Genomic DNA, 19,182 nt, shown 5'->3' on the forward strand with positions numbered 1-19,182 from the left:
CCAAAGGGAGACACCACATGACCGAAGCATATATCTACGACGCCCTGCGCACCCCGCGTGGCAAGGGCCGCAAAGACGGTGCCCTGCACGAGCTCACCTCGCTGCGCCTATCCGCGCTGACGCTCAACGCCGTCAAAGAGCGTAACAACCTTGAAGGCCGCGCCGTCGAAGACGTGATCTGGGGCAACGTGACCCAGGTGATGGAGCAAGGCGGCTGTCTGGCGCGCTCTGCCGTTCTGGCATCCGATCTGGACGAACGCATTCCCGGCCTCGCGATCAACCGGTTCTGCGCCTCGGGCATGGAAGCCGTGAACCTGGCCGCCAACCAGATCAAAGGCGGCGCGGGCATGGCCTATATCGCCGGCGGCGTAGAGATGATGGGCCGCGTGGCCATGGGCAGCGACGGGGCAGCGATTGCCGTCGATCCGTCGCTCGCGATGGACCGTTATTTTGTGCCACAGGGCATCTCGGCTGATATTATCGCGACGGAATACGGATTTACCCGGGACGAGGCTGACAAATTGGCCGTGCAATCCCAACAACGTGCAAAGAAAGCATGGGACGAAGGCCGCTTTGCAAAATCCGTGATCGACATCAAAGACCAGAACGGTTTGTCGATCCTCAGCCATGACGAATACATGCGCCCGCAGACCGATATGCAATCGCTCGGCGCGCTGAACCCGGCCTTCCAGCAGATGGGCGAGGTCATGCCGGGCTTTGATAAGGTCGCGCTGATGAAATATCCGCACCTCGAAAAGATCAACCACATTCACCACGCCGGGAACTCCTCGGGTATCGTGGATGGTGCCGCGGCTGTGCTGATCGGCAACAAGGAATTTGGCGAGAAATACGGCCTCAAGCCGCGCGCGCGCATTCGGGCGACGGCCAAGATCGGCACCGACCCGACCATCATGCTCACCGGCCCCGTTCCCGTGACCGAAAAAATTCTTGCCGACAATGGAATGAACATCAACGACATCGATCTGTTCGAGGTCAACGAGGCCTTCGCGGCCGTGGTCATGCGCTTTATGCAGGCGTTCGATGTTGATGAGAGCAAGGTCAACGTTAACGGCGGATCGATCGCTATGGGTCACCCCTTGGGCGCGACCGGCGCGATGATCATCGGCACACTGCTGGACGAGCTGGAGCGGTCGGATAAAGAAGTTGGCATGGCCACACTGTGCATTGCCTCCGGCATGGGTGCCGCAACCATCATCGAGCGCGTCTAATGGTACATGAATCCCACCCGTTTCTTGCCGTTGCTGAAATGGCCCCCAAAAAGGGCCTGAAAGATCTTAAGGTCAAAGTCGAGCGGGGCGGTACCTATGTGCGTCTGTACCAGAATGACCCGCCGCTGTTCTTTAAGCACCGCAATGATCCAAGCGACAGTTTCGACCGCGAGAATTTCAATGACTTCAAGCGGGTCTTGCTGAGCGAAGAAGATTGCGACGCAGGCCCCAAAGCGACAATCGAGTTGATCAGATCGCTGCTTGAAAAATTCGCTGATTACACGCCTCAGCGCTCGTAACACACTCCAAATCAGGGAGAGATATAAATGACCGATTTCACCATGAAGACAGACGCCGACGGCGTCGCCATCATCACCTGGGACGTACCCGGAAAATCCATGAACGTCATGTCGATCGAGGGGCTGTCGGAACTGGACAGCATCATCGACACGGTACTTTCAGACGACGCCATTAAGGGTGCCGTGATCACTTCTGGGAAAGACGGGTCCTTTGCCGGCGGGATGGACCTGAACCTGCTGGCCAAGATGCGCGAAGATGCGGGCGACGACCCCGCACAGGGGCTGTTCGACGGCACAATGAAAATGCACGCCCTGCTGCGCAAGATCGAACGCGCCGGCATGGATGCCAAGACCAACAAGGGCGGTAAGCCTATCGCGTCTGCCCTGCCCGGCACCGCCGCTGGCATCGGGCTTGAACTGCCGCTGGCCACACACCGCATCTTTGTCGCCGACAACCCCAAGGCCCGTATCGGCCTGCCCGAGATCATGGTCGGCATCTTTCCCGGCGCGGGCGGCACAACCCGTCTGACACGCAAACTGGGCGCGATGGCGGCGTCACCTTTCCTGCTGGAAGGCAAGATGGTCGCTCCTGCTGCTGCGAAATCTGCCGGCTTGATTGACGAAGTCGTCGCCGATCCGGTGGCCGCGGCAAAGGAATGGGTGCTGAACGCCAAGGATGCGGACATCCTGAAGCCCTGGGATGCCAAAGGCTATAAGATGCCCGGCGGCGCGCCCTATCACCCTGCGGGTTTCATGACCTTTGTCGGCGCCAACGCGATGGTCAACGGCAAGACCAAAGGCGCATTCCCTGCGGCCAAAGCCTTGCTGAGCGCCGTCTACGAAGGGTCGCTTGTGCCGTTCGATACCGCGCTCAAGATCGAGGCGCGCTGGTTCACCAATATCCTGTTGAACCCGTCGTCCTCTGCCATGATCCGGTCGCTGTTCCTGAACAAGGAAGCCTTGGAAAAAGGCGCAGTGCGGCCCGAAGGTGTCGCCGATCAGCGCGTCAAGAAGCTGGGCGTGTTGGGCGCTGGCATGATGGGTGCGGGCATCACGCTTGTGTCCGTACAAGCCGGCATCGAGGTCGTGTTGATCGACCAGACGCAAGAAGCAGCGGACAAGGGCAAAGCCTATTCCGCGAGCTTCTTTGATAAGGGCATCGCGCGCAAGAAATCCACCGAGGAAAAGAAAACCGCCGCGCTGGACCTGATCACTGCGACCACCGATCTGGATGCGCTGAAAGGCTGCGACCTGATCATCGAAGCCGTATTCGAAGACCCTACCGTCAAGGCCGAGATGACCAAACGCGTCGAAGCCGTGATCCCCGAGGATTGCATCTTTGCCTCCAACACCTCGACCCTGCCGATCACCGAGCTGGCCAAAGCGTCGTCGCGTGCGGAACAGTTCATCGGCATCCACTTCTTCTCGCCGGTCGAGAAAATGGCACTGGTCGAGATCATCAAGGGTGCCGAAACAGGCGACCGTGCGGTTGCCAAATCGCTCGATTATGTGCGCCAGATCCGCAAAACGCCCATCGTGGTAAATGACGCGCGGTTCTTCTATGCCAACCGCTGCATCATCCCCTACGCCAACGAAGGCGCGCGGATGATCACCGAGGGTACAGCACCGCAGCTGGTAGATCACGCGGCACAGCTGTTGGGCTTCCCTGTGGGGCCGGTGCAGTTGACCGATGAAACCTCTATCGATCTGGGGGCCAAGATTGCTCGCGCGACCAAGGCCGCTATGGGCAATGCCTATCCTGCGTCCCAAGCCGATGACCTGATCTTTTGGATGGAAGATCTGGGCCGTCTGGGTCGCAAGGCAAACGCGGGCTTTTTCGACTATGATGAAAAGGGCAAGCGTCAGGGCTATTGGAAGGGCATGCACGACAAGTTCCCGCTAGCCGACGAACAGCCAGACCTGCGCGATGTGCAGGACCGTCTGATGTTCGTTCAAGTGCTGGAAGCTGTGCGCGCGTTGGAAGAAGGCGTGCTGGAAGACATCCGCGAAGGCGACGTGGGCGCGATCCTTGGCTGGGGCTTTGCGCCTTGGTCCGGTGGCCCGTTCAGCTGGCTCGACATCATCGGCACACCCTATGCGGCAGAACGCTGTGACCAGCTTGAAGCGCAATTCGGCGCACGTTTCAAATGCCCCGACTTGCTGCGTGAAATGGCAGAGAAGAACCAGAGCTTCTATGGTCGCTTCGGCCCCGACGCCAAAGCTGCCTGAGTTTCAGGCGACACCATATAAAATGGAAACGGCCAGCATTTTGTGCTGGCCGTTTTGCGTTGCGGTGATCGATGGGGTGCCTGATCTCAGCCGTCGAAACGATACCCGAAACGTGTGATATCCTCGGCGCAGGCCGCAGCAATCAGGTCGCGTGTCTTTGCGGTATAATACCCCTGATAGCCCGCAGCGCGGTCAGAGGTGTTTTCGCGGGGCAATGTCAGATCGAACCCCAGATGATCGAACAATGGCTGCGCATCCTGCGAGAAATGCTCGATCCGGACGAACAGGTTGCTTTGATCTACACCTGCACCGTCGCGCAGATAGGACCCATAAGGGGACGCAGCAAGACTACCCTGCACGGTAGGTGACTGAACGAACGCGCCGAACTCCAGCGACTTGGCCAGCCCCACTGCCGGATGATCGAACCCTTGTTCGCGCAGCCAGTGGTAATAGCTGACCATCCGGTCCCACGGGTTTCTGACCAGCGCAAAGGTGAACATCTGTGACATCTCCTCGCGGGTCACGACGCCTTCGATATCGGCAAGCGTCGAATGTTTCCATAGCCGCCCCGCCGCCGTGACCCCCTGCAGACGCTTGCGCCGTTTGCTGGCTTTGGGCGTATCCCCCAACAGCAAATCATCTTTCATCGCCCGCGCCTCAAGCGCCAATGCCAGCGATGTGCCCCCCGTCTTTGGAATATGCACAAAGATATAGCTGCGCCCGCGGCTGACAATCATTGCCGCCTGCCTCTACGCGCGGTCGGTCGTTTTGCGCTTTGGCCCATAATTCTCCCCTAGCCTGCTTTGATCATCCTTCCCAAAACGGGGGATGCTGCGCAATAGTAACCGGAACCAGGAAACGAACGACTAGGTGCGCCATGGGCTGGATGACAAACGAAGACGGGTTGGACAAATGCGCGGCGAACTATGTGCCGCTGACACCGCTGTCGCATCTGAAGCGTGCGGCGCATGTCTTTGCCGATGTGACGGCGGTGATCTACGGCGCGCACCGTGTGACCTACGCGCAGTATCACGCGCGCTGCTCTCAGCTGGCCTCTGCCCTATCGGGGGCGGGGATCGAGGCGGGCCAGGTGGTTGCTACCCTGCTCCCCAACATTCCCGCGCAGGCCGAAGCGCATTTCGGCGTGCCCGCTTGCGGTGCCGTGCTCAACACCATTAACACGCGGCTGGATGTGGCGACCGTGCGCTATATCCTGACCCACGGCGAAGCGCGGGTGCTTCTGGCGGATACACAGTTCATCGATCTGGCCGAAGCCGCCTGTGCCGAACTGGACGGGCCTGCGCCCTTGCTCATCGAAGTGCCCGATGCCGGTTTTGCCGCGACAGGGCGTCATCCGACCTATGAAGATTTCATCGCGCAAGGCGACCCTGCCTTCGTATGGCATATGCCAAGCGACGAATGGGAAAGCCTTGCGCTGAACTATACCTCTGGCACCACGGGGCGGCCCAAAGGCGTGGTCTATCATCATCGCGGGGCCTATCTGATGACTATGGGCACAGTGGTGAGCTGGCGCATGGTGATGCGGCCTGTGTTCATGCAGATCGTGCCGCTGTTTCATTGCAACGGCTGGAACCATACGTGGATGATGCCCCTGCTCGGCGGCACGCTGGTCTGCTGCCGCGACATTACCGCAGCCGCAATCTATGACGCCATCGCAGACGAAGGCGTGACCCACTTCGGCGGTGCGCCTATTGTCCTGAACATGATGGTGAACGCCCCCGAAGCAGAACGCCGCACGTTCAACCATCAGGTAGAGGTGTTCACCGCCGGTGCACCCCCTGCCCCCGCCACCCTGTCCAAAATCGAAGCCCTGGGGTTCAACGTCACGCAGGTCTACGGGCTGACCGAAACCTATGGCCATGTGACAGAATGCCTGTGGGACCCCGCGTGGGACAACACTCAAGGGGCCGAACGCGCTGCGATCAAAGCCCGCCAAGGCGTCGCCATGCCCATGATGGAGGATATCACCGTGATGGACAGCCAAATGTCCCAAGTCCCGCTGGACGGCACCACCCAAGGCGAGATCATGATCCGCGGCAATTCGGTGATGAAGGGCTATTTTAAGAACCCCGCCGCCACGTATGAGGCGTTTGCGGGCGGGTATTTCCATTCCGGCGATCTGGCGGTGCAACACCCCAATGGCCACATGCAGATTGCGGACCGCGCCAAGGACATCATTATTTCGGGCGGGGAAAACATTTCCTCCATTGAGGTAGAGGGCGTGTTGATGGGCCACCCCGATGTGAACCTTGCTGCAGTGGTGGCGCAGCCGGATGATAAATGGGGCGAAGTGCCCTGCGCCTTTATCGAGCTTAAACCCGGTGCAACGAGCGACGAAGCCAGCATGATCGCCTTTGCCCGCCAAACCCTTGCAGGGTTCAAAACGCCCAAACGGGTTATCTTTCAGGAGCTGCCAAAAACCTCGACCGGCAAGGTACAAAAATTCGAACTGCGCGCCGAGGCTGCGAAGTCATAGGTAATGCTACATCACGTTTTGAGAGATGATCGGATCGGCAACGATCATCGTCTCTGCCTGATTGACCGGCCCGAGCCGTTTTTCATACCGCCAGACGTCGATTTGTAGCGGCCCTTCGCCGGTTTCGACCTCGTAGGGGATTGCGCCCGCCTGCACCCAACCGCAGGCCTCGTAAAACTGCGCGGCGCGCGTATTGCCGACCGTACAGGCCAGCCATTTCAGCCCATGGCCCAGCTCGGCCTCTGTCGCCGCCATCATCTGCTGCGCCAGACCAGAGCCTTGAAAGGCGGCGTTGATGTAGAACTGATAGATCTCGTCATGATCCACCATAAAAAAGCCCGCGATCTGCCCGTCAACCCAAGCCACCTTGGTATGTTTGAGATGCACGCGCATCCGCATCGTGAATTCCTCGGGTGTGCGCAGGGTCGTCAATGCTGTAGGGACAACGCTGGCATGAGCCTGATGCCATCCTTGATACCACATCTCGGCCAGTCTGGCGGCATCATCTGGATGTGCGGGCTTGATCTGCATGGGGACACTCCTTTAGAATTCTCCTATGCTGTCGTAAGTCCACCCATTGCTCAACCCGTGTCAGGTGGTAAACTATCCAAAACAGTTAGGCACTATACTTCAGGATATGACAGCCCTTTCCAAATACGCTCGGTTGGAAGCAACCGGACTCTGGCGTTCGGCCCCGGATGCGCAACGTCGCGAGGTCATCGTGTCGATCGGCGATGCGACGCTGGTAATCTCTGACCTTAGGGATCAGGCGTTGGCCCATTGGTCCTTGGCGGCTTTGGCACGGTCGAACCCCGGCATCCGTCCTGCTATTTACCACCCCGATGGCGACCCCAGTGAAACGCTGGAAATCTCCGACAACGAGGGAGAGATGATCGACGCCATCGAAACATTGCGCCGTGTCGTCGAACGCCACCGCCCCCGTCCCGGCCGGTTGCGCTTTGCCGGGGTGCTGACCTCTGCGCTGGTGGTGGCGGCCGTGGCGCTGTTCTGGCTGCCCGGTGCCTTACAAGATCACACCCTCAAGGTCGTCCCCAAGGTCAAACGCACCTCTATCGGGACGTCGTTATTGAAAAAGATCGAACGGGTGTCGGGTGGCACCTGCACCAATGCGCGGGGTCGGACTGCGCTGGCAAAACTCGGGGTGCGCCTGTCGTCGGAACCGATGGTTGTGCTGCCGGCCATGACCCGTCCCAGCCTGCACCTGCCAGGCGGTCTGATTGTGCTGAACAAAACCCTGTTCGAAGACTACGAATCCCCCGATATCGCGGGCGGCTATATTCTGGCAGAGCAAGCCAAACGCGCGATCACAGATCCGCTGCAACATATGCTGGCGACCATCAGTATCCGCGAAAACTTTCGGTTGCTGACGACCGGCGATGTGTCTGACGCGGCCCTGTCGCGGTATGCGGAGCACCTGATGGCCGAACCGTCCCCCGAACCTCCGGTGGAGGCCTTGCTTGCACGGTTCGAAAAGCAGCGGCTGCACAGCACTCCCTATGCGCAGGCGCGCGACATCACCGGCGAAACGGTCCTAGCCCTGATCGAGGGCGATCCGATGAACGGCAAGGAAACCGACCCGCTGCTCAGCGACGCGGACTGGCTGCGGTTGCAGAACATCTGCGGCGGGTAACGCGTACTCGCGTTTCGGGTTGAAACGAAAAAGGCCCGCCAGATCGCTCCGGCTGGCCTTTTGTCTGTGTGATCGCATTTGACTGTCAGCGGATATAGGCATCGCCATAGCCAGCACCGCGCAGCTTGCCCAATGCCGCAGGGGCCGAGGACGCGCCAAAAGGTCCGGCCTGCACCGACAGATAGGTCTTACCGCCGCGGGTGGATTTACCGATCCGCGCCCCCATCCCCATACGAGCGATACGTTGCGCGGCGCGTTGTGCGTTTGCACTATCGCCATAGACACCGATTTGCACATAACTGTTGCCTGACGCACGCGGGGTCGCGGGTGCAGTTGCCACCGGCTTGGGCGCAGAGCGGCTGGAATAGACCGGCTTGCGTTTAGCTGGGGCAGCGTTTTTGTTGCGTACAATGCGCTTGACCAGTTGGCCATTGCGCTTGGCAAAGGTCACGTCGCCCAACTCGCGGCGCTGCTGTTCAACCGATGTATAAGGATAAACCAGCGGCAGACGCGCCGTAACATCCTGACCGGTATTCTGGTTGATCAAACGGCGCGGCACGGTGTTGGTCCAGATCAACAGCATCTGGGACCGCCCAGCCAGGTTCTGCTCTGCCCGTTTCGGGTTCAGACGGTCGTCTTCCCACACGGGACGATAGCCTTTTGGCACGGCCACATTGGCATAGGTATTCTGGCGGTTGATCGCGACGTGTTTTGGCACAATGCGGGTATACGCATGTGCAGGCGCGGGTTTCGCAGGGGCGGTCACACGGCGCGTCGTGCCAATGCGGGACGGCGCAGTTCCCGTCACAGCAGCCTGCGCTGTGGATGGCAGGATTGGCGCGGATTGCGGACCGCAACGCACAACAACCCCTTTGGTCCGCGAACCGGAATATTGCTGGCTGATCGCCGACCGCCCTGCACACGTGCTGGGGACCTGCGCAACAGCCACCGGAGCCTGCGTTATAGGGGCTGATGGCACATCGACAGAGCGCGGCACCGGCTGGCGCACGACTTTGGGTGCTTTCTGGCGTACAACAACCGGCTTGGCCTTGCGCTGTGGCAAGGGCCGTGCCGCAACCGTGGGCTGCTTGGCCGCGACGGGCGCGCTGTTCACGGTGATCTGTACCGGCGCGTCAGCAGCACCGGCAGGTGCGCTGGCAGCTGTCTGCACATTGGTCGGTTTGAACCCGCACACCCCCTGACGCTTGCGCGAGACGCGCGGCACCCAGGTCACATTGCCGTCGATACCGGCCCGAATGTACACACAGCCTTTGCTGTCGACATATTGCTTGCCTTTATACGACGCCGACGGGAATTCCGCCGGCTGGTCGCGAAAGCTTTGCGCTTGTGCGATTCCTGCTCCAAGTGCGCTCATCAACGCCGCTACAGCCACAATACTAGTAAATTTCATCTGCGCCCCCACACAATGTAGTAAACAAACCATGCGCGATCCCGGTTTCAGAGTAAAGCACCCTGATCACCGGATCGCCCATTTGCGCCTTATTTGGTCCCGAACATCCGGTCACCGGCGTCACCTAGCCCGGGAATGATATATCCCAGCTCGTTCAGCTTCTCATCGACAGCCGCGGTCACAATCGGCACATCGGGATGGGCCTCTTTCATGCGCGCCACACCTTCGGGGGCGGCCAGCAGACACAGGAACCGGATATTGGTCGCGCCCGCCTTCTTCAGCATGTCGATCGCCGCCACAGACGAATTGCCCGTTGCCAGCATCGGGTCCACGGCAATGACCAGACGGTCATCCAGCCCCTCTGGCACCTTAAAGTAGTATTCGACGGGCTGCAGCGTTTCCTCGTCGCGGTAAAGGCCGACAAAACCGACCCGCGCTGACGGGATCAGCTCTAGCACCCCATCCATCAACCCGTTGCCCGCGCGCAGGATCGAAATCAGCGCCAGTTTCTTGCCATCCAGCGTCGGCGCGTCCATCGGCTGCATCGGCGTGTCGATCCGCTTGGTCGTCATCGGCAGGCCGCGCGTCACCTCGTATGCCAAAAGCTGGCTGATCTCGCGCAGCAACTGGCGGAACGCCGCGGTGGACGTCGATTTATCCCGCATGATTGTCAGCTTGTGCTGCACCAGTGGATGATTAACGACGGTCAGGTGGTCAATGATATCGGACATCGGGGCGCTCTCCATATTACTTGGCTGAACTCATGCCCCGAAAAGCGGCTCCCCGCAACCGCCGCGTCCGGGCAGGCTTCATTTTGCCAAGCAAAACTCCGGGGGGATCGTGGCGTTGCCGGGGTGGGGGCTGGCCCCCTCGCCCTCTCGCCCCCTCGCATCATCCGGGGCTCAATCAGGAACAACGACCCCTAGATGCGCCGCAATCATCGACGCCACATCGCGAAAGCCGATCTGGCCCAACGTGCCCGAACCCTGCCCCGCCACCAGTACCGGCACCCGCTCGCGCGTGTGGTCGGTGCCGACCCATGTCGGGTCATTGCCATGATCTGCGGTTAGAACCAGCATATCGCCCGCCCGCAATCGTCCTTGCAGTTTACCGATCTCGGCATCGAACCATTCAAGCGCACGGGCATAGCCCGACACATCGCGCCGGTGCCCGTAAAGACTGTCAAATTCGACGAAATTCGCAAAGGTCAGGCTGCCGTCTTCGGCGGTGTCGATCAAATCGCCAAGATGTCCCATCAGCGCCGCGTCCGACCCTTTACGCACCTCGTCAAAACCGGCCATCGAAAAGATGTCACCGATCTTGCCCACCGCATACACGTGCGCACCACTGTCCTGCACCCAGTTGCTGAGCACCGGCGCAGGCGGCTTGATTGCAAAATCGCGGCGGTTGGTGGTGCGGGTAAACCCGCTTTGTGCATCCCCGACAAAGGGGCGTGCGATCACACGACCGACTTTCATCTCATGCGCAATCGGAGCCATCTTTTCACACAGCTCAAGCAACCGTTGCAGGCCAAAGCTTTCCTCGTGGGCGGCAATCTGCAGCACACTGTCAGCCGACGTATAGCAGATCGGAAAACCAGTCTTGATATGTTGCGCGCCAAACTCCTCGATAATGGCGGTGCCGGGGGCGTGGCAGTTGCCCAAAATCTCGTCCGTCCCCGCAAAGGCCGCAAGCTGCGCCAACAGTTCGGGCGGAAACGACCGCGACACCTCGGGAAAGTAATGCCAGTCCCACGGCACGGGCAAACCCGCCAACTCCCAGTGCCCCGACGGCGTATCCTTGCCCCGCGACACTTCCGTCGCTGCCCCCCATGTGCCGCTGGGGACGCAATCCAGACTGTCGATATGAAGCCCGCTGGCCAGTTCAATGGCGCGGCCCAGACCCAGCGACGCCAGATGCGGTACTGTCAAGGGGCCGCTGCGTCCGTCTTCGGCCCGTCCCTCGGCGCAAGCCTGCGCGATATGGCCCAAGGTATTCGCACCGGTATCTGGCACCGCACCGTTAAAGAACGTATCCGCGTCCGGTGCACCGCCGATGCCAACTGAATCCATTACAACCAGAAAAGCACGCGCCATCAGCCGACCCTCTCTACAATCAAATCAGGGATAGGGACCGGCTTCGGGCCAATCGTAATCGCGCCCCGCACCGCCTGCGCTGCACGTTCGGCATCATCGGCGCGGGCGGCATGAACGACTGCCAGTGGGCCTTTGGACGATACCTTGGCCCCAAGCCGCACTACGTCGGAAATCCCCACGGCGGGGTTGATCTGATCCGTTTCGACCGCGCGACCGCCGCCCAATGCGACCACGGCAAGGCCCAACGCCTCGCCGTCAATCGCCGTCACATAACCGGCTTTGGCTGCGGGCACTTCGCGGATGATTGGCGCCTCGGGCAGGAACCGCGTCCAGTTTTCGACGAACCTCGCTGGCCCCCCCATAGCGGCGATCATCACGCCAAACCGTTCCGCCGCGCGGCCCGACCGGATCGCTTGTACGATCATATCTGCGCCGACCTGCACGTCGCCGGCCAGCCCGGCATTGGCCAGCAAAACACCCCCAAGGGCCGCACAGACCGATACGATCGGCCCCTTGCTGTGCCCCGTCAGCACACGCATCACCTCTGCCACCTCAAGCGCATTGCCAAGGCTCGGCACCAAAGGTTGGCTCATGTCGCTAATCACCGCCGTTGTACGGCATCCACTGGCATTCGCAGTCTTGGTCAACGCTGTGGCAAGCGCCTGCGCTTGCGCCAGATCCTTCATAAAGGCACCGCTGCCGACCTTGACGTCCAATACCAAGCCGTCCAGCCCCGCCGCGAGCTTTTTCGACAGGATCGACGCGGTGATCAAATCCAGACTGTCCACGGTCGAAGAGACATCGCGCACCGCATAAAGCCGTTTGTCCGCAGGCGCGATACCGTCGGTCGCACTGACAATCGCGCAGCCAGCTCTCGCCACCACCGCGCGAAACTGCGCCTCGTCCAACGTGGTATTCACCCCCGGGATCGCTTCGAGCTTGTCGAGCGTCCCGCCGGTATGCCCCAGCCCGCGTCCCGAGATCATCGGCACAAAGGCCCCGCAAGCCGCCAAGGCCGGTGCCAGCACAAGGCTTACACAATCGCCCACGCCGCCAGTGGAATGCTTATCCAACACCGGCCCGTTCAGGTCCCAGTCAAACACACGTCCGCTGTCGCGCATGGCCAGCGTCAGGGCGACGCGCCCCACATCGCTCAGGCCGACCTGACAGACACCCATCGCAAACGCCCCGGCCTGTGCATCACTGACCCGACCATCCGCTAAGGCCATCGCGAACCAGACCAGCTCTTCGCGGTTCAATGACCGCCGGTGTCGCAGTTTAGACAGGATCGCGCGGGCATCCATGGCCTAGCGCTCCATATGGGCGCGGCCAAAGGCACCGGGCAGCAGCTCGGCCATCGTCATCACCTCTTCAACGCCAGAAACGGTCGCCATGGTCACGCGCGCCTCGCCCTGCCCGAACTCTGCCAGTTTCTGACGGCAGCCGCCGCAGGGCGTGACGGGCATGGGGCTTCCGGCAATCACATAGGCCTCTACAAAGGCAGTTTCGCCCGCCGCAATCATCGCCGCAATCGCCCCCGCTTCGGCACACGTGCCCTCGGGGTAGGCCACGTTCTCTACGTTGCAGCCGACAAAAATCGCCCCCGACGCCGTGCGCAGCGCCGCCCCCACCTTGAAGTTGGAATAGGGCGCATAGGCATTTTCTTGCACGGCGCTGGCGTGCTGGCGCAAATCGTTGATCATAAATCCCCCAAGGTTTCATAAAACTATAAAAACCTTTCGCCAAAGTTGCGATGCCAAAAGCGGAAAAATGCGCAGCTTCATTTTGCCAGACAAACTCCGGGGGGATCGCGGCCTGCCGCGATGGGGGCTGGCCCCCTCTCACCTGCACGATCACCCCTGGCCTGCGCGGTGCAGCGCCCCTTTCCAAAAGTCGTATTGGCGCGGCTTGAAATTTAGTTTAACGCTAAACTACTCTCTTAAAGGACCGCCAAAACATGACCGATGCGCCAAATCTGCGCCAAGCCGCGCTTGACTATCACGCCTTTCCCAAGCCCGGAAAACTCGAAGTGCGTGCGACGAAACCGCTGGCAAATGGCCGTGATCTGGCGCGGGCCTATTCCCCCGGCGTCGCCGAAGCCTGCCTTGAAATCAAGGCTGATCCCACGACGGCTGCCCTTTATACCACCCGCGCGAATCTGGTGGGCGTTGTCACCAACGGCACCGCAGTCTTGGGGCTTGGCAACATCGGCGCGCTTGCGTCCAAGCCGGTGATGGAGGGCAAAGCCGTCTTGTTCAAAAAGTTCGCCAATATCGACTGTTTCGATATCGAACTTGACCAAACCGATCCTGAAAAGCTCGCCGATCTGGTCTGCGCGCTGGAACCGACCTTTGGCGCGATCAACCTCGAAGACATCAAGGCCCCCGACTGCTTTACCGTGGAACGCATCTGCCGCGAGCGGATGAACATTCCGGTTTTCCACGATGACCAGCACGGCACGGCAATTGTCGTTGGTGCCGCCGTGAAGAACGCGCTTTTTGTAGCAGGCAAGAAATTCGAGGACATCAAGATCGTGTCGACCGGCGGTGGCGCGGCGGGCATCGCTTGCCTGAACATGCTGCTGAAACTCGGTGTCAAACGCGAGAACGTCTGGCTGTGCGATATTCACGGGCTGGTCTACGAGGGCCGCGAGATCGACATGAACCCGATCAAATCGGAATATGCGCAAAAGACAGATCTGCGCACCCTGGCCGATGTGATCCCTGATGCCGATCTTTTCCTCGGCCTGTCCGGCCCCGGCGTGCTGAGCCCTGAAATGGTGCAGAAAATGACGCCGCAGCCGATCATCTTTGCGTTGGCCAACCCCACGCCCGAGATCATGCCCGACCTTGCCCGCGCCGTGGCCCCTGACGCGATTATCGCGACGGGCCGGTCGGATTTTCCCAATCAGGTCAACAACGTGCTGTGCTTCCCCTTTATCTTTCGGGGGGCACTGGATGTCGGCGCAACGACCATCAACGATGAGATGAAGATCGCTTGTATCGACGGCATTGCAGCCCTCGCCCGCGCCACCACGTCGGCCGAGGCGGCAGCGGCCTATCAGGGCGAGCAGCTGACATTCGGCCCCGATTACCTGATCCCCAAACCCTTTGATCCACGCTTGATCGGCGTCGTCTCGACCGCCGTGGCGAAGGCCGCGATGGAGACAGGCGTCGCCACCCGCCCGATCGAGGATCTAGCCGCCTACCGTCACAAACTGGACAGTTCGGTTTTCAAGTCCTCCATGTTGATGCGCCCCGTTTTCGAAGCCGCCCGTATTGCGCCCCGCCGGATCGTCTTTGCCGAGGGCGAAGACGAACGCGTATTGCGCGCCGCGCAGGCGATGGTCGAGGAAACCAACGAGCGGCCCATCCTCATCGGCCGCCCGGATGTCATCGAACGCCGCATCGAAAAGGCGGGCCTCACCATCAAACTGGGCGAGACTGTGGATCTGGTGAACCCCGAAAATGACCCGCGCTACCGCGACTATTGGGAGACCTATCACAACCTGATGGCGCGCCGTGGCGTGTCGCCCGACATCGCCCGCGCGATCATGCGCACCAACACCACTGCCATCGGTGCCGTCATGGTCCACCGCGAAGAGGCCGACAGCCTGATTTGCGGTACCTTCGGGGAATTCCGCTGGCACATGAACTATATCGAACAGGTTTTGGGCCGCGACGGGCGTCGCCCCCACGGGGCCCTGTCGCTGATGATCCTTGAGGACGGGCCTTTGTTCATCGCGGACACGCAGGTTCATCTGCACCCCACCCCCGAACAGATCGCCGAAATCGCCATAGGGGCCGCGCGCCACGTGCAGCGCTTTGGCATCGAACCCAAGATCGCGCTGTGTTCGCAAAGCCAGTTCGGCAATCAGGGGGAAGGGTCGGGCAAACGCTTGCGTGCCGCCCTGCGGTTGCTGGACGCCGGCAACCACGACTTTTGCTATGAAGGCGAGATGAACATCGACGCCGCGCTTGATCCCGAGCTGCGCAAACGCCTGCTGCCCTCGAACCGGATGGAAGGAGCCGCCAACGTGCTGGTCTTTGCCCATGCAGATGCCGCATCGGGCGTGCGCAACATCCTGAAAATGAAGGGGGGCGGGCTTGAGGTCGGACCGATCCTGATGGGGATGGGCAACCGCGCCCACATCGTGTCGCCATCCATTACCGCACGCGGGCTGCTGAACGTCGGGGCTATCGCGGGCACGCCCGTCGCCGAATACGGCTAAGCCCCATGTGAAAACGCCGCCCTCACGCGGGGGCGGCGTTCGACCGGAACCGGCGCGGGATTACTTGGCGGGCTTGATGCCTTTTGCGGCAAACGGTGCCTTGATATCGGACACGTTGCTTGGCGTCGGCTTGGCAGGCCGCGCGTCGGCTTTGGACTTTTTCTTCTTGTTGGCGAGCTTATCACCCATTGTCTTGGACCTTTGTTCAAAGACGCAAGGGGCAGCGACATGCGGCCCCTGAACCCGACGCTGCGCCCCTTACCGCCCCCGGTCTGATCCAAATTCGACGCAATGGTCTGAATTCGACATTCTGCATCCAGTCGTTGGCGGAATGCTGTGCATCGGCCAGAACGCGCTTGTCAATTTCCACACAGACAGCGCAGGGGCCTGTGTAAAATTTATTGCTGGATGGCACGTGTTTTAGGCGCAAGCCCTTGCTCTTGCCCGCGGCTCTGGCCTACCAAATATGATACGCGTTCACGGGAGGGAGCCGCTTATGGGGTATCACGACATTTACAAAAGCTGTCAGGACGATCCTGAAGCCTACTGGCTAGAGCAATCCAAAGCCATCGACTGGGAGGACGCTCCGCGTCAGGCGCTGTTCGACAAAGGCAATGATCTGTACGAATGGTTCGCGGATGCCAAGGTAAATGCGTGTTACAACGCCGTGGACCGGCACGTCGAAAACGGCCGCGCCGATCAGGTGGCGATTATCCACGACAGCCCGATCACCGGCACCCAGACCAAGATTACTTTTGCCGACCTGCAAACTCGCGTCGCAGCCGTCGCCGGTGTGCTACAAGCGAATGGCGTGGGCAAAGGCGACCGCGTGATCATCTATATGCCAATGGTCCCCGAAGCGCTTGAGGCCATGCTGGCCTGTGCGCGCATCGGGGCAGTACACTCGGTCGTGTTCGGCGGCTTTGCGGCGAACGAGCTGGCCGTGCGGATCAACGACTGCACCCCCAAAGCCATCATCGCCGCGTCCTGCGGGTTGGAACCTTCGCGCGTGGTGGCCTACAAGCCGCTGCTGGACGGGGCCATCGAACAGGCCGACCATAAACCCGATTTCTGCCTGATCCTGCAGCGCGAACAAGCCCCCTGCGATCTGATACCGGGGCGCGACCTGGATTGGCACGACGCGCAAGAAGGCACGCCCCCTGCCCCCTGCATTGCCGTCGAGGGCAACCACCCTGCTTATATTCTTTATACCTCCGGCACGACTGGCGCACCCAAGGGGGTCGTCCGCCAGACCGCAGGCCATCTGGTTGCACTGAACTGGACGATGAAGAACATCTATAATGTCGATCCCGGCGACGTGTTCTGGGCCGCGTCCGATGTGGGCTGGGTCGTGGGCCACAGCTATATCTGCTATGGCCCGCTGGTGCATGGCAACACGACCGTCGTGTTCGAAGGCAAGCCCGTGGGCACGCCTGATGCGGGCACCTTCTGGCGCGTTATCTCTGAACACAATGTGCGCAGCTTCTTTACCGCCCCCACCGCGATCCGCGCCGTCAAACGCGAAGACCCCAAGGGCGAAGAGATCGGGAAATACGACATTTCGTGCCTGCGTGCGCTTTATCTAGCAGGGGAACGGGCTGACCCCGATACGGTGATCTGGGCGCAAGAAAAGCTGGGCAAACCTGTCTATGACCATTGGTGGCAGACTGAAACCGGCTACACCATCGTCGGCAACCCAGCGGGGCTCGAGGCGCTGCCGGTCAAGGTCGGATCGCCCACCGTGCCGATGCCCGGCTATGACGTGCAAATCCTGAACGAAACAGGCGAACAACAACCTGCAGGCACGCTCGGGTCTATCGCGATCAAGCTGCCCCTGCCCCCCGGCACGCTGCCGACCCTGTGGAATGCCGAGGACCGGTTTCGCAAAAGTTACCTCACCACGTATCCGGGGTATTACGAAACAGGCGATGCGGGGAAAATCGATGAGGACGGATATCTTTACATCATGTCGCGCACCGATGACGTGATTAACGTCGCGGGCCACCGCCTATCGACCGGCGCGATGGAGGAAGTTCTAGCAAGCCACCCTGATGTTGCCGAATGTGCCGTGATCGGCGTCAGCGATCAGCTGAAGGGACAGGCCCCGATGGGGTTTGTCTGCCTGTCCAAAGGCGTCAACCGCCCTCATGCAGAGATTGAAGCCGAATGCGTAAAGCTGGTACGCGACCAGATCGGGCCTGTTGCGGCCTATAAAATGACGTTGGTGGTGGACCGCCTCCCTAAAACCCGTTCGGGCAAGATCCTGCGGGCCACGATGGTCAAACTCGCAGATTCGGAGCCTTTCAAGCTGCCTGCCACGATCGATGATCCCGCCATTCTGGACGAGATCAAGGCAGCGCTGCAAACCATCGGATACGCAAAGGACGCCTAAGCGCCGCAGTGTCCCCAAACGTAAAGAAGGCGGCTCACTGAGCCGCCTTCTTTATTCAATCACTGGGCAGGTTAATGCTTGGCGACGAAACCGTCGACTTGACGCTCAGCCTCGTCCTTGGCCACGCCGTAGCGGGCTTGGATCTTGCCGACAAGCTGGTCGCGCTCACCGGCGGCCTCTGTCAGGTCATCGTCGGTCAGATCGCCCCATTCTTCTTTAACCTTACCGGTCATCTGGCTCCAGTTACCTTTGATTGTATCCCAATTCATGTCAGGTCTCCTTTTGCTATAATTCCAAACGATGAAAGCACCATATCGGCCCCTCATGCGTCTCGGAATATCAACGCGCAAAAGCCAATGCGGTTCCGCCTGTCGCGCGGATTAGTTGAACTGTTCACTGATCAGCCGTTCTTCCAACCCATGACCCGGATCGAACAGAATACGGTGTTCAATCAGCGGGTCTGACGCAATTTCGACGACCACGACATCCCGGTACGAATTACCGTCCGCATCAGCCATCACCGGGCGCTTGGCGGGTTCCAGCACATCAAAGCGCACGGTCACGGTTTTCGGCAGTAAAGCCCCGCGCCAGCGGCGTGGCCGAAACGCCGCCATCGCCGTCAGGGCCAACACGTCAGCACCAATTGGGAGGATCGGGCCGTGTGCGGAATAGTTATAGGCGGTCGACCCGGCGGGCGTCGCCACAAGCGCGCCGTCGCAGACCAGTTCTTCCATTCGAACGCGCCCATCGACGCTGATCCGTAGCTTGGCCGCCTGCGGACCCTCGCGCAGCAGGGCGACCTCGTTCAGGGCCAGCGCTTTGGACGTGGCACCATTCGCATGGGTCGCGACCATCACCAACGGGTTAATCACCGCTTCCTCGGCGGCACGCAGCCGCTCAACCAGATCTTCTTCGGCATAGGTGTTCATCAAGAACCCGATGGTGCCTCGGTTCATCCCATAGACCGGCGTCGACAATTCTTGCGAGTCGTGCAGTGCCTGCAGCATGAACCCGTCGCCCCCAAGGGCCACGATCACCTCGGCCTCTTCGCGCGTGGCATTGCCATATCGGGTGCCTAGCGCGGTCAGCGCAGCCTGGGCAACATCAGAGCGGCTGGCGATAAAAGCGATCTTCATGGGCGGATGTT

General features: G+C 60.5%; 17 protein-coding genes. 7 read left to right on the top strand and 10 right to left on the bottom strand.

The features are described from left to right. Positions 1–17 precede the first annotated feature (17 nt). The 3 genes from ACVBAU_RS14135 to ACVBAU_RS14145 are packed head-to-tail and all read left to right on the top strand — an operon-like array spanning position 18 to position 3,757. Positions 18–1,229, top strand: coding sequence for an acetyl-CoA C-acetyltransferase (locus ACVBAU_RS14135; protein ID WP_448326825.1), 1,212 nt, complete (start codon positions 18–20; stop codon positions 1,227–1,229). Further along, a complete protein-coding gene (locus ACVBAU_RS14140; RefSeq protein WP_138922762.1) occupies positions 1,229–1,528 on the top strand; it encodes an acetyl-CoA acetyltransferase in 300 nt (99 codons plus the stop codon). Before ACVBAU_RS14135 ends, ACVBAU_RS14140 begins: the two co-directional genes overlap by 1 nt. A 27-nt stretch (positions 1,529–1,555) precedes the next feature. Beyond that, entirely contained in the window at positions 1,556–3,757 is a 2,202-nt protein-coding gene (locus ACVBAU_RS14145; protein ID WP_448326826.1) for a 3-hydroxyacyl-CoA dehydrogenase NAD-binding domain-containing protein, read from the top strand. Positions 3,758–3,843: 86 nt separating this feature from the next. On the opposite strand, the gene ACVBAU_RS14150 is transcribed toward ACVBAU_RS14145, so the two are convergent. After that, positions 3,844–4,494: a sulfotransferase family 2 domain-containing protein gene (locus ACVBAU_RS14150; RefSeq protein WP_448326827.1), complete on the bottom strand. Its 651-nt coding sequence runs from the start codon at positions 4,492–4,494 to the stop codon at positions 3,844–3,846. A 140-nt stretch (positions 4,495–4,634) separates the two neighbouring features. Between ACVBAU_RS14150 and ACVBAU_RS14155 the strand changes: the two genes are divergently transcribed. After that, entirely contained in the window at positions 4,635–6,254 is a 1,620-nt protein-coding gene (locus tag ACVBAU_RS14155) for an AMP-binding protein (protein WP_448326828.1), read from the top strand. Positions 6,255–6,260: 6 nt separating this feature from the next. Here the strand turns inward: ACVBAU_RS14155 and ACVBAU_RS14160 are convergent, their stop codons facing one another. After that, complete coding sequence (locus ACVBAU_RS14160; protein WP_448326829.1) at positions 6,261–6,785, bottom strand: N-acetyltransferase family protein; 525 nt, start codon at positions 6,783–6,785, stop codon at positions 6,261–6,263. Between the two features lie 106 nt (positions 6,786–6,891). Between ACVBAU_RS14160 and ACVBAU_RS14165 the strand changes: the two genes are divergently transcribed. Further along, positions 6,892–7,905 (top strand): hypothetical protein, encoded by a 1,014-nt coding sequence (locus tag ACVBAU_RS14165; protein ID WP_335744365.1) that lies wholly within the window; start codon positions 6,892–6,894, stop codon positions 7,903–7,905. Positions 7,906–7,990: 85 nt separating this feature from the next. Here the strand turns inward: ACVBAU_RS14165 and ACVBAU_RS14170 are convergent, their stop codons facing one another. The 5 genes from ACVBAU_RS14170 to ACVBAU_RS14190 form a co-directional block, all read right to left on the bottom strand. Beyond that, complete coding sequence (locus tag ACVBAU_RS14170; protein ID WP_448326830.1) at positions 7,991–9,316, bottom strand: SPOR domain-containing protein; 1,326 nt, start codon at positions 9,314–9,316, stop codon at positions 7,991–7,993. A gap of 89 nt (positions 9,317–9,405) precedes the next feature. After that, a complete protein-coding gene (gene upp, locus ACVBAU_RS14175; RefSeq protein ID WP_093733593.1) occupies positions 9,406–10,038 on the bottom strand; it encodes a uracil phosphoribosyltransferase in 633 nt (210 codons plus the stop codon). Positions 10,039–10,218: 180 nt separating this feature from the next. Next, entirely contained in the window at positions 10,219–11,412 is a 1,194-nt protein-coding gene (locus ACVBAU_RS14180) for a phosphopentomutase (RefSeq protein ID WP_448326831.1), read from the bottom strand. After that, on the bottom strand, positions 11,412–12,716 hold the full coding sequence (locus ACVBAU_RS14185; protein ID WP_448326832.1) for a thymidine phosphorylase: 1,305 nt from the start codon (positions 12,714–12,716) through the stop codon (positions 11,412–11,414). The genes ACVBAU_RS14180 and ACVBAU_RS14185 overlap by 1 nt, the downstream gene beginning before the upstream one ends. 3 nt (positions 12,717–12,719) lie before the next feature. Then, positions 12,720–13,115 carry a cytidine deaminase gene (locus ACVBAU_RS14190; RefSeq protein WP_448326833.1) on the bottom strand — a complete coding sequence of 132 codons (396 nt, stop codon included), beginning with the start codon at positions 13,113–13,115 and terminating at the stop codon, positions 12,720–12,722. Positions 13,116–13,369: 254 nt separating this feature from the next. On the opposite strand from ACVBAU_RS14190, the gene ACVBAU_RS14195 reads away from it, so the two are divergent. Next, complete coding sequence (locus tag ACVBAU_RS14195; protein ID WP_138922753.1) at positions 13,370–15,643, top strand: NADP-dependent malic enzyme; 2,274 nt, start codon at positions 13,370–13,372, stop codon at positions 15,641–15,643. 60 nt (positions 15,644–15,703) lie between these two features. Here ACVBAU_RS14195 and ACVBAU_RS14200 read toward each other — a convergent pair whose 3' ends face one another. Beyond that, positions 15,704–15,832: a malic enzyme gene (locus tag ACVBAU_RS14200; RefSeq protein ID WP_093733516.1), complete on the bottom strand. Its 129-nt coding sequence runs from the start codon at positions 15,830–15,832 to the stop codon at positions 15,704–15,706. 307 nt (positions 15,833–16,139) lie between these two features. Here ACVBAU_RS14200 and ACVBAU_RS14205 point away from each other — a divergent pair, with 307 nt between their 5' ends. Further along, entirely contained in the window at positions 16,140–18,035 is a 1,896-nt protein-coding gene (locus ACVBAU_RS14205; RefSeq protein WP_448326834.1) for a propionyl-CoA synthetase, read from the top strand. Positions 18,036–18,106: 71 nt separating this feature from the next. Here the strand turns inward: ACVBAU_RS14205 and ACVBAU_RS14210 are convergent, their stop codons facing one another. Next, complete coding sequence (locus ACVBAU_RS14210; protein ID WP_093733514.1) at positions 18,107–18,304, bottom strand: CsbD family protein; 198 nt, start codon at positions 18,302–18,304, stop codon at positions 18,107–18,109. Positions 18,305–18,415: 111 nt separating this feature from the next. Then, positions 18,416–19,171: an NAD kinase gene (locus tag ACVBAU_RS14215; RefSeq protein ID WP_138922751.1), complete on the bottom strand. Its 756-nt coding sequence runs from the start codon at positions 19,169–19,171 to the stop codon at positions 18,416–18,418. Between the last annotated feature and the right edge of the window lie 11 nt (positions 19,172–19,182).

This window comes from Sulfitobacter sp. M13, assembly GCF_053474885.1.

Bases quoted from the DNA above. Each gene is read 5' to 3' on its own strand.
- ACVBAU_RS14135 (WP_448326825.1), top strand. From the start codon at position 18: ATGACCGAAGCATATATCTACGACGCCCTGCGCACCCCGCGTGGCAAG.
- ACVBAU_RS14140 (WP_138922762.1), top strand. From the start codon at position 1,229: ATGGTACATGAATCCCACCCGTTTCTTGCCGTTGCTGAAATGGCCCCC.
- ACVBAU_RS14145 (WP_448326826.1), top strand. From the start codon at position 1,556: ATGACCGATTTCACCATGAAGACAGACGCCGACGGCGTCGCCATCATC.
- ACVBAU_RS14150 (WP_448326827.1), bottom strand. From the start codon at position 4,494: ATGATTGTCAGCCGCGGGCGCAGCTATATCTTTGTGCATATTCCAAAG.
- ACVBAU_RS14155 (WP_448326828.1), top strand. From the start codon at position 4,635: ATGGGCTGGATGACAAACGAAGACGGGTTGGACAAATGCGCGGCGAAC.
- ACVBAU_RS14160 (WP_448326829.1), bottom strand. From the start codon at position 6,785: ATGCAGATCAAGCCCGCACATCCAGATGATGCCGCCAGACTGGCCGAG.
- ACVBAU_RS14165 (WP_335744365.1), top strand. From the start codon at position 6,892: ATGACAGCCCTTTCCAAATACGCTCGGTTGGAAGCAACCGGACTCTGG.
- ACVBAU_RS14170 (WP_448326830.1), bottom strand. From the start codon at position 9,316: ATGAAATTTACTAGTATTGTGGCTGTAGCGGCGTTGATGAGCGCACTT.
- ACVBAU_RS14180 (WP_448326831.1), bottom strand. From the start codon at position 11,412: ATGGCGCGTGCTTTTCTGGTTGTAATGGATTCAGTTGGCATCGGCGGT.
- ACVBAU_RS14185 (WP_448326832.1), bottom strand. From the start codon at position 12,716: ATGGATGCCCGCGCGATCCTGTCTAAACTGCGACACCGGCGGTCATTG.
- ACVBAU_RS14190 (WP_448326833.1), bottom strand. From the start codon at position 13,115: ATGATCAACGATTTGCGCCAGCACGCCAGCGCCGTGCAAGAAAATGCC.
- ACVBAU_RS14195 (WP_138922753.1), top strand. From the start codon at position 13,370: ATGACCGATGCGCCAAATCTGCGCCAAGCCGCGCTTGACTATCACGCC.
- ACVBAU_RS14200 (WP_093733516.1), bottom strand. From the start codon at position 15,832: ATGGGTGATAAGCTCGCCAACAAGAAGAAAAAGTCCAAAGCCGACGCG.
- ACVBAU_RS14205 (WP_448326834.1), top strand. From the start codon at position 16,140: ATGGGGTATCACGACATTTACAAAAGCTGTCAGGACGATCCTGAAGCC.
- ACVBAU_RS14210 (WP_093733514.1), bottom strand. From the start codon at position 18,304: ATGAATTGGGATACAATCAAAGGTAACTGGAGCCAGATGACCGGTAAG.
- ACVBAU_RS14215 (WP_138922751.1), bottom strand. From the start codon at position 19,171: ATGAAGATCGCTTTTATCGCCAGCCGCTCTGATGTTGCCCAGGCTGCG.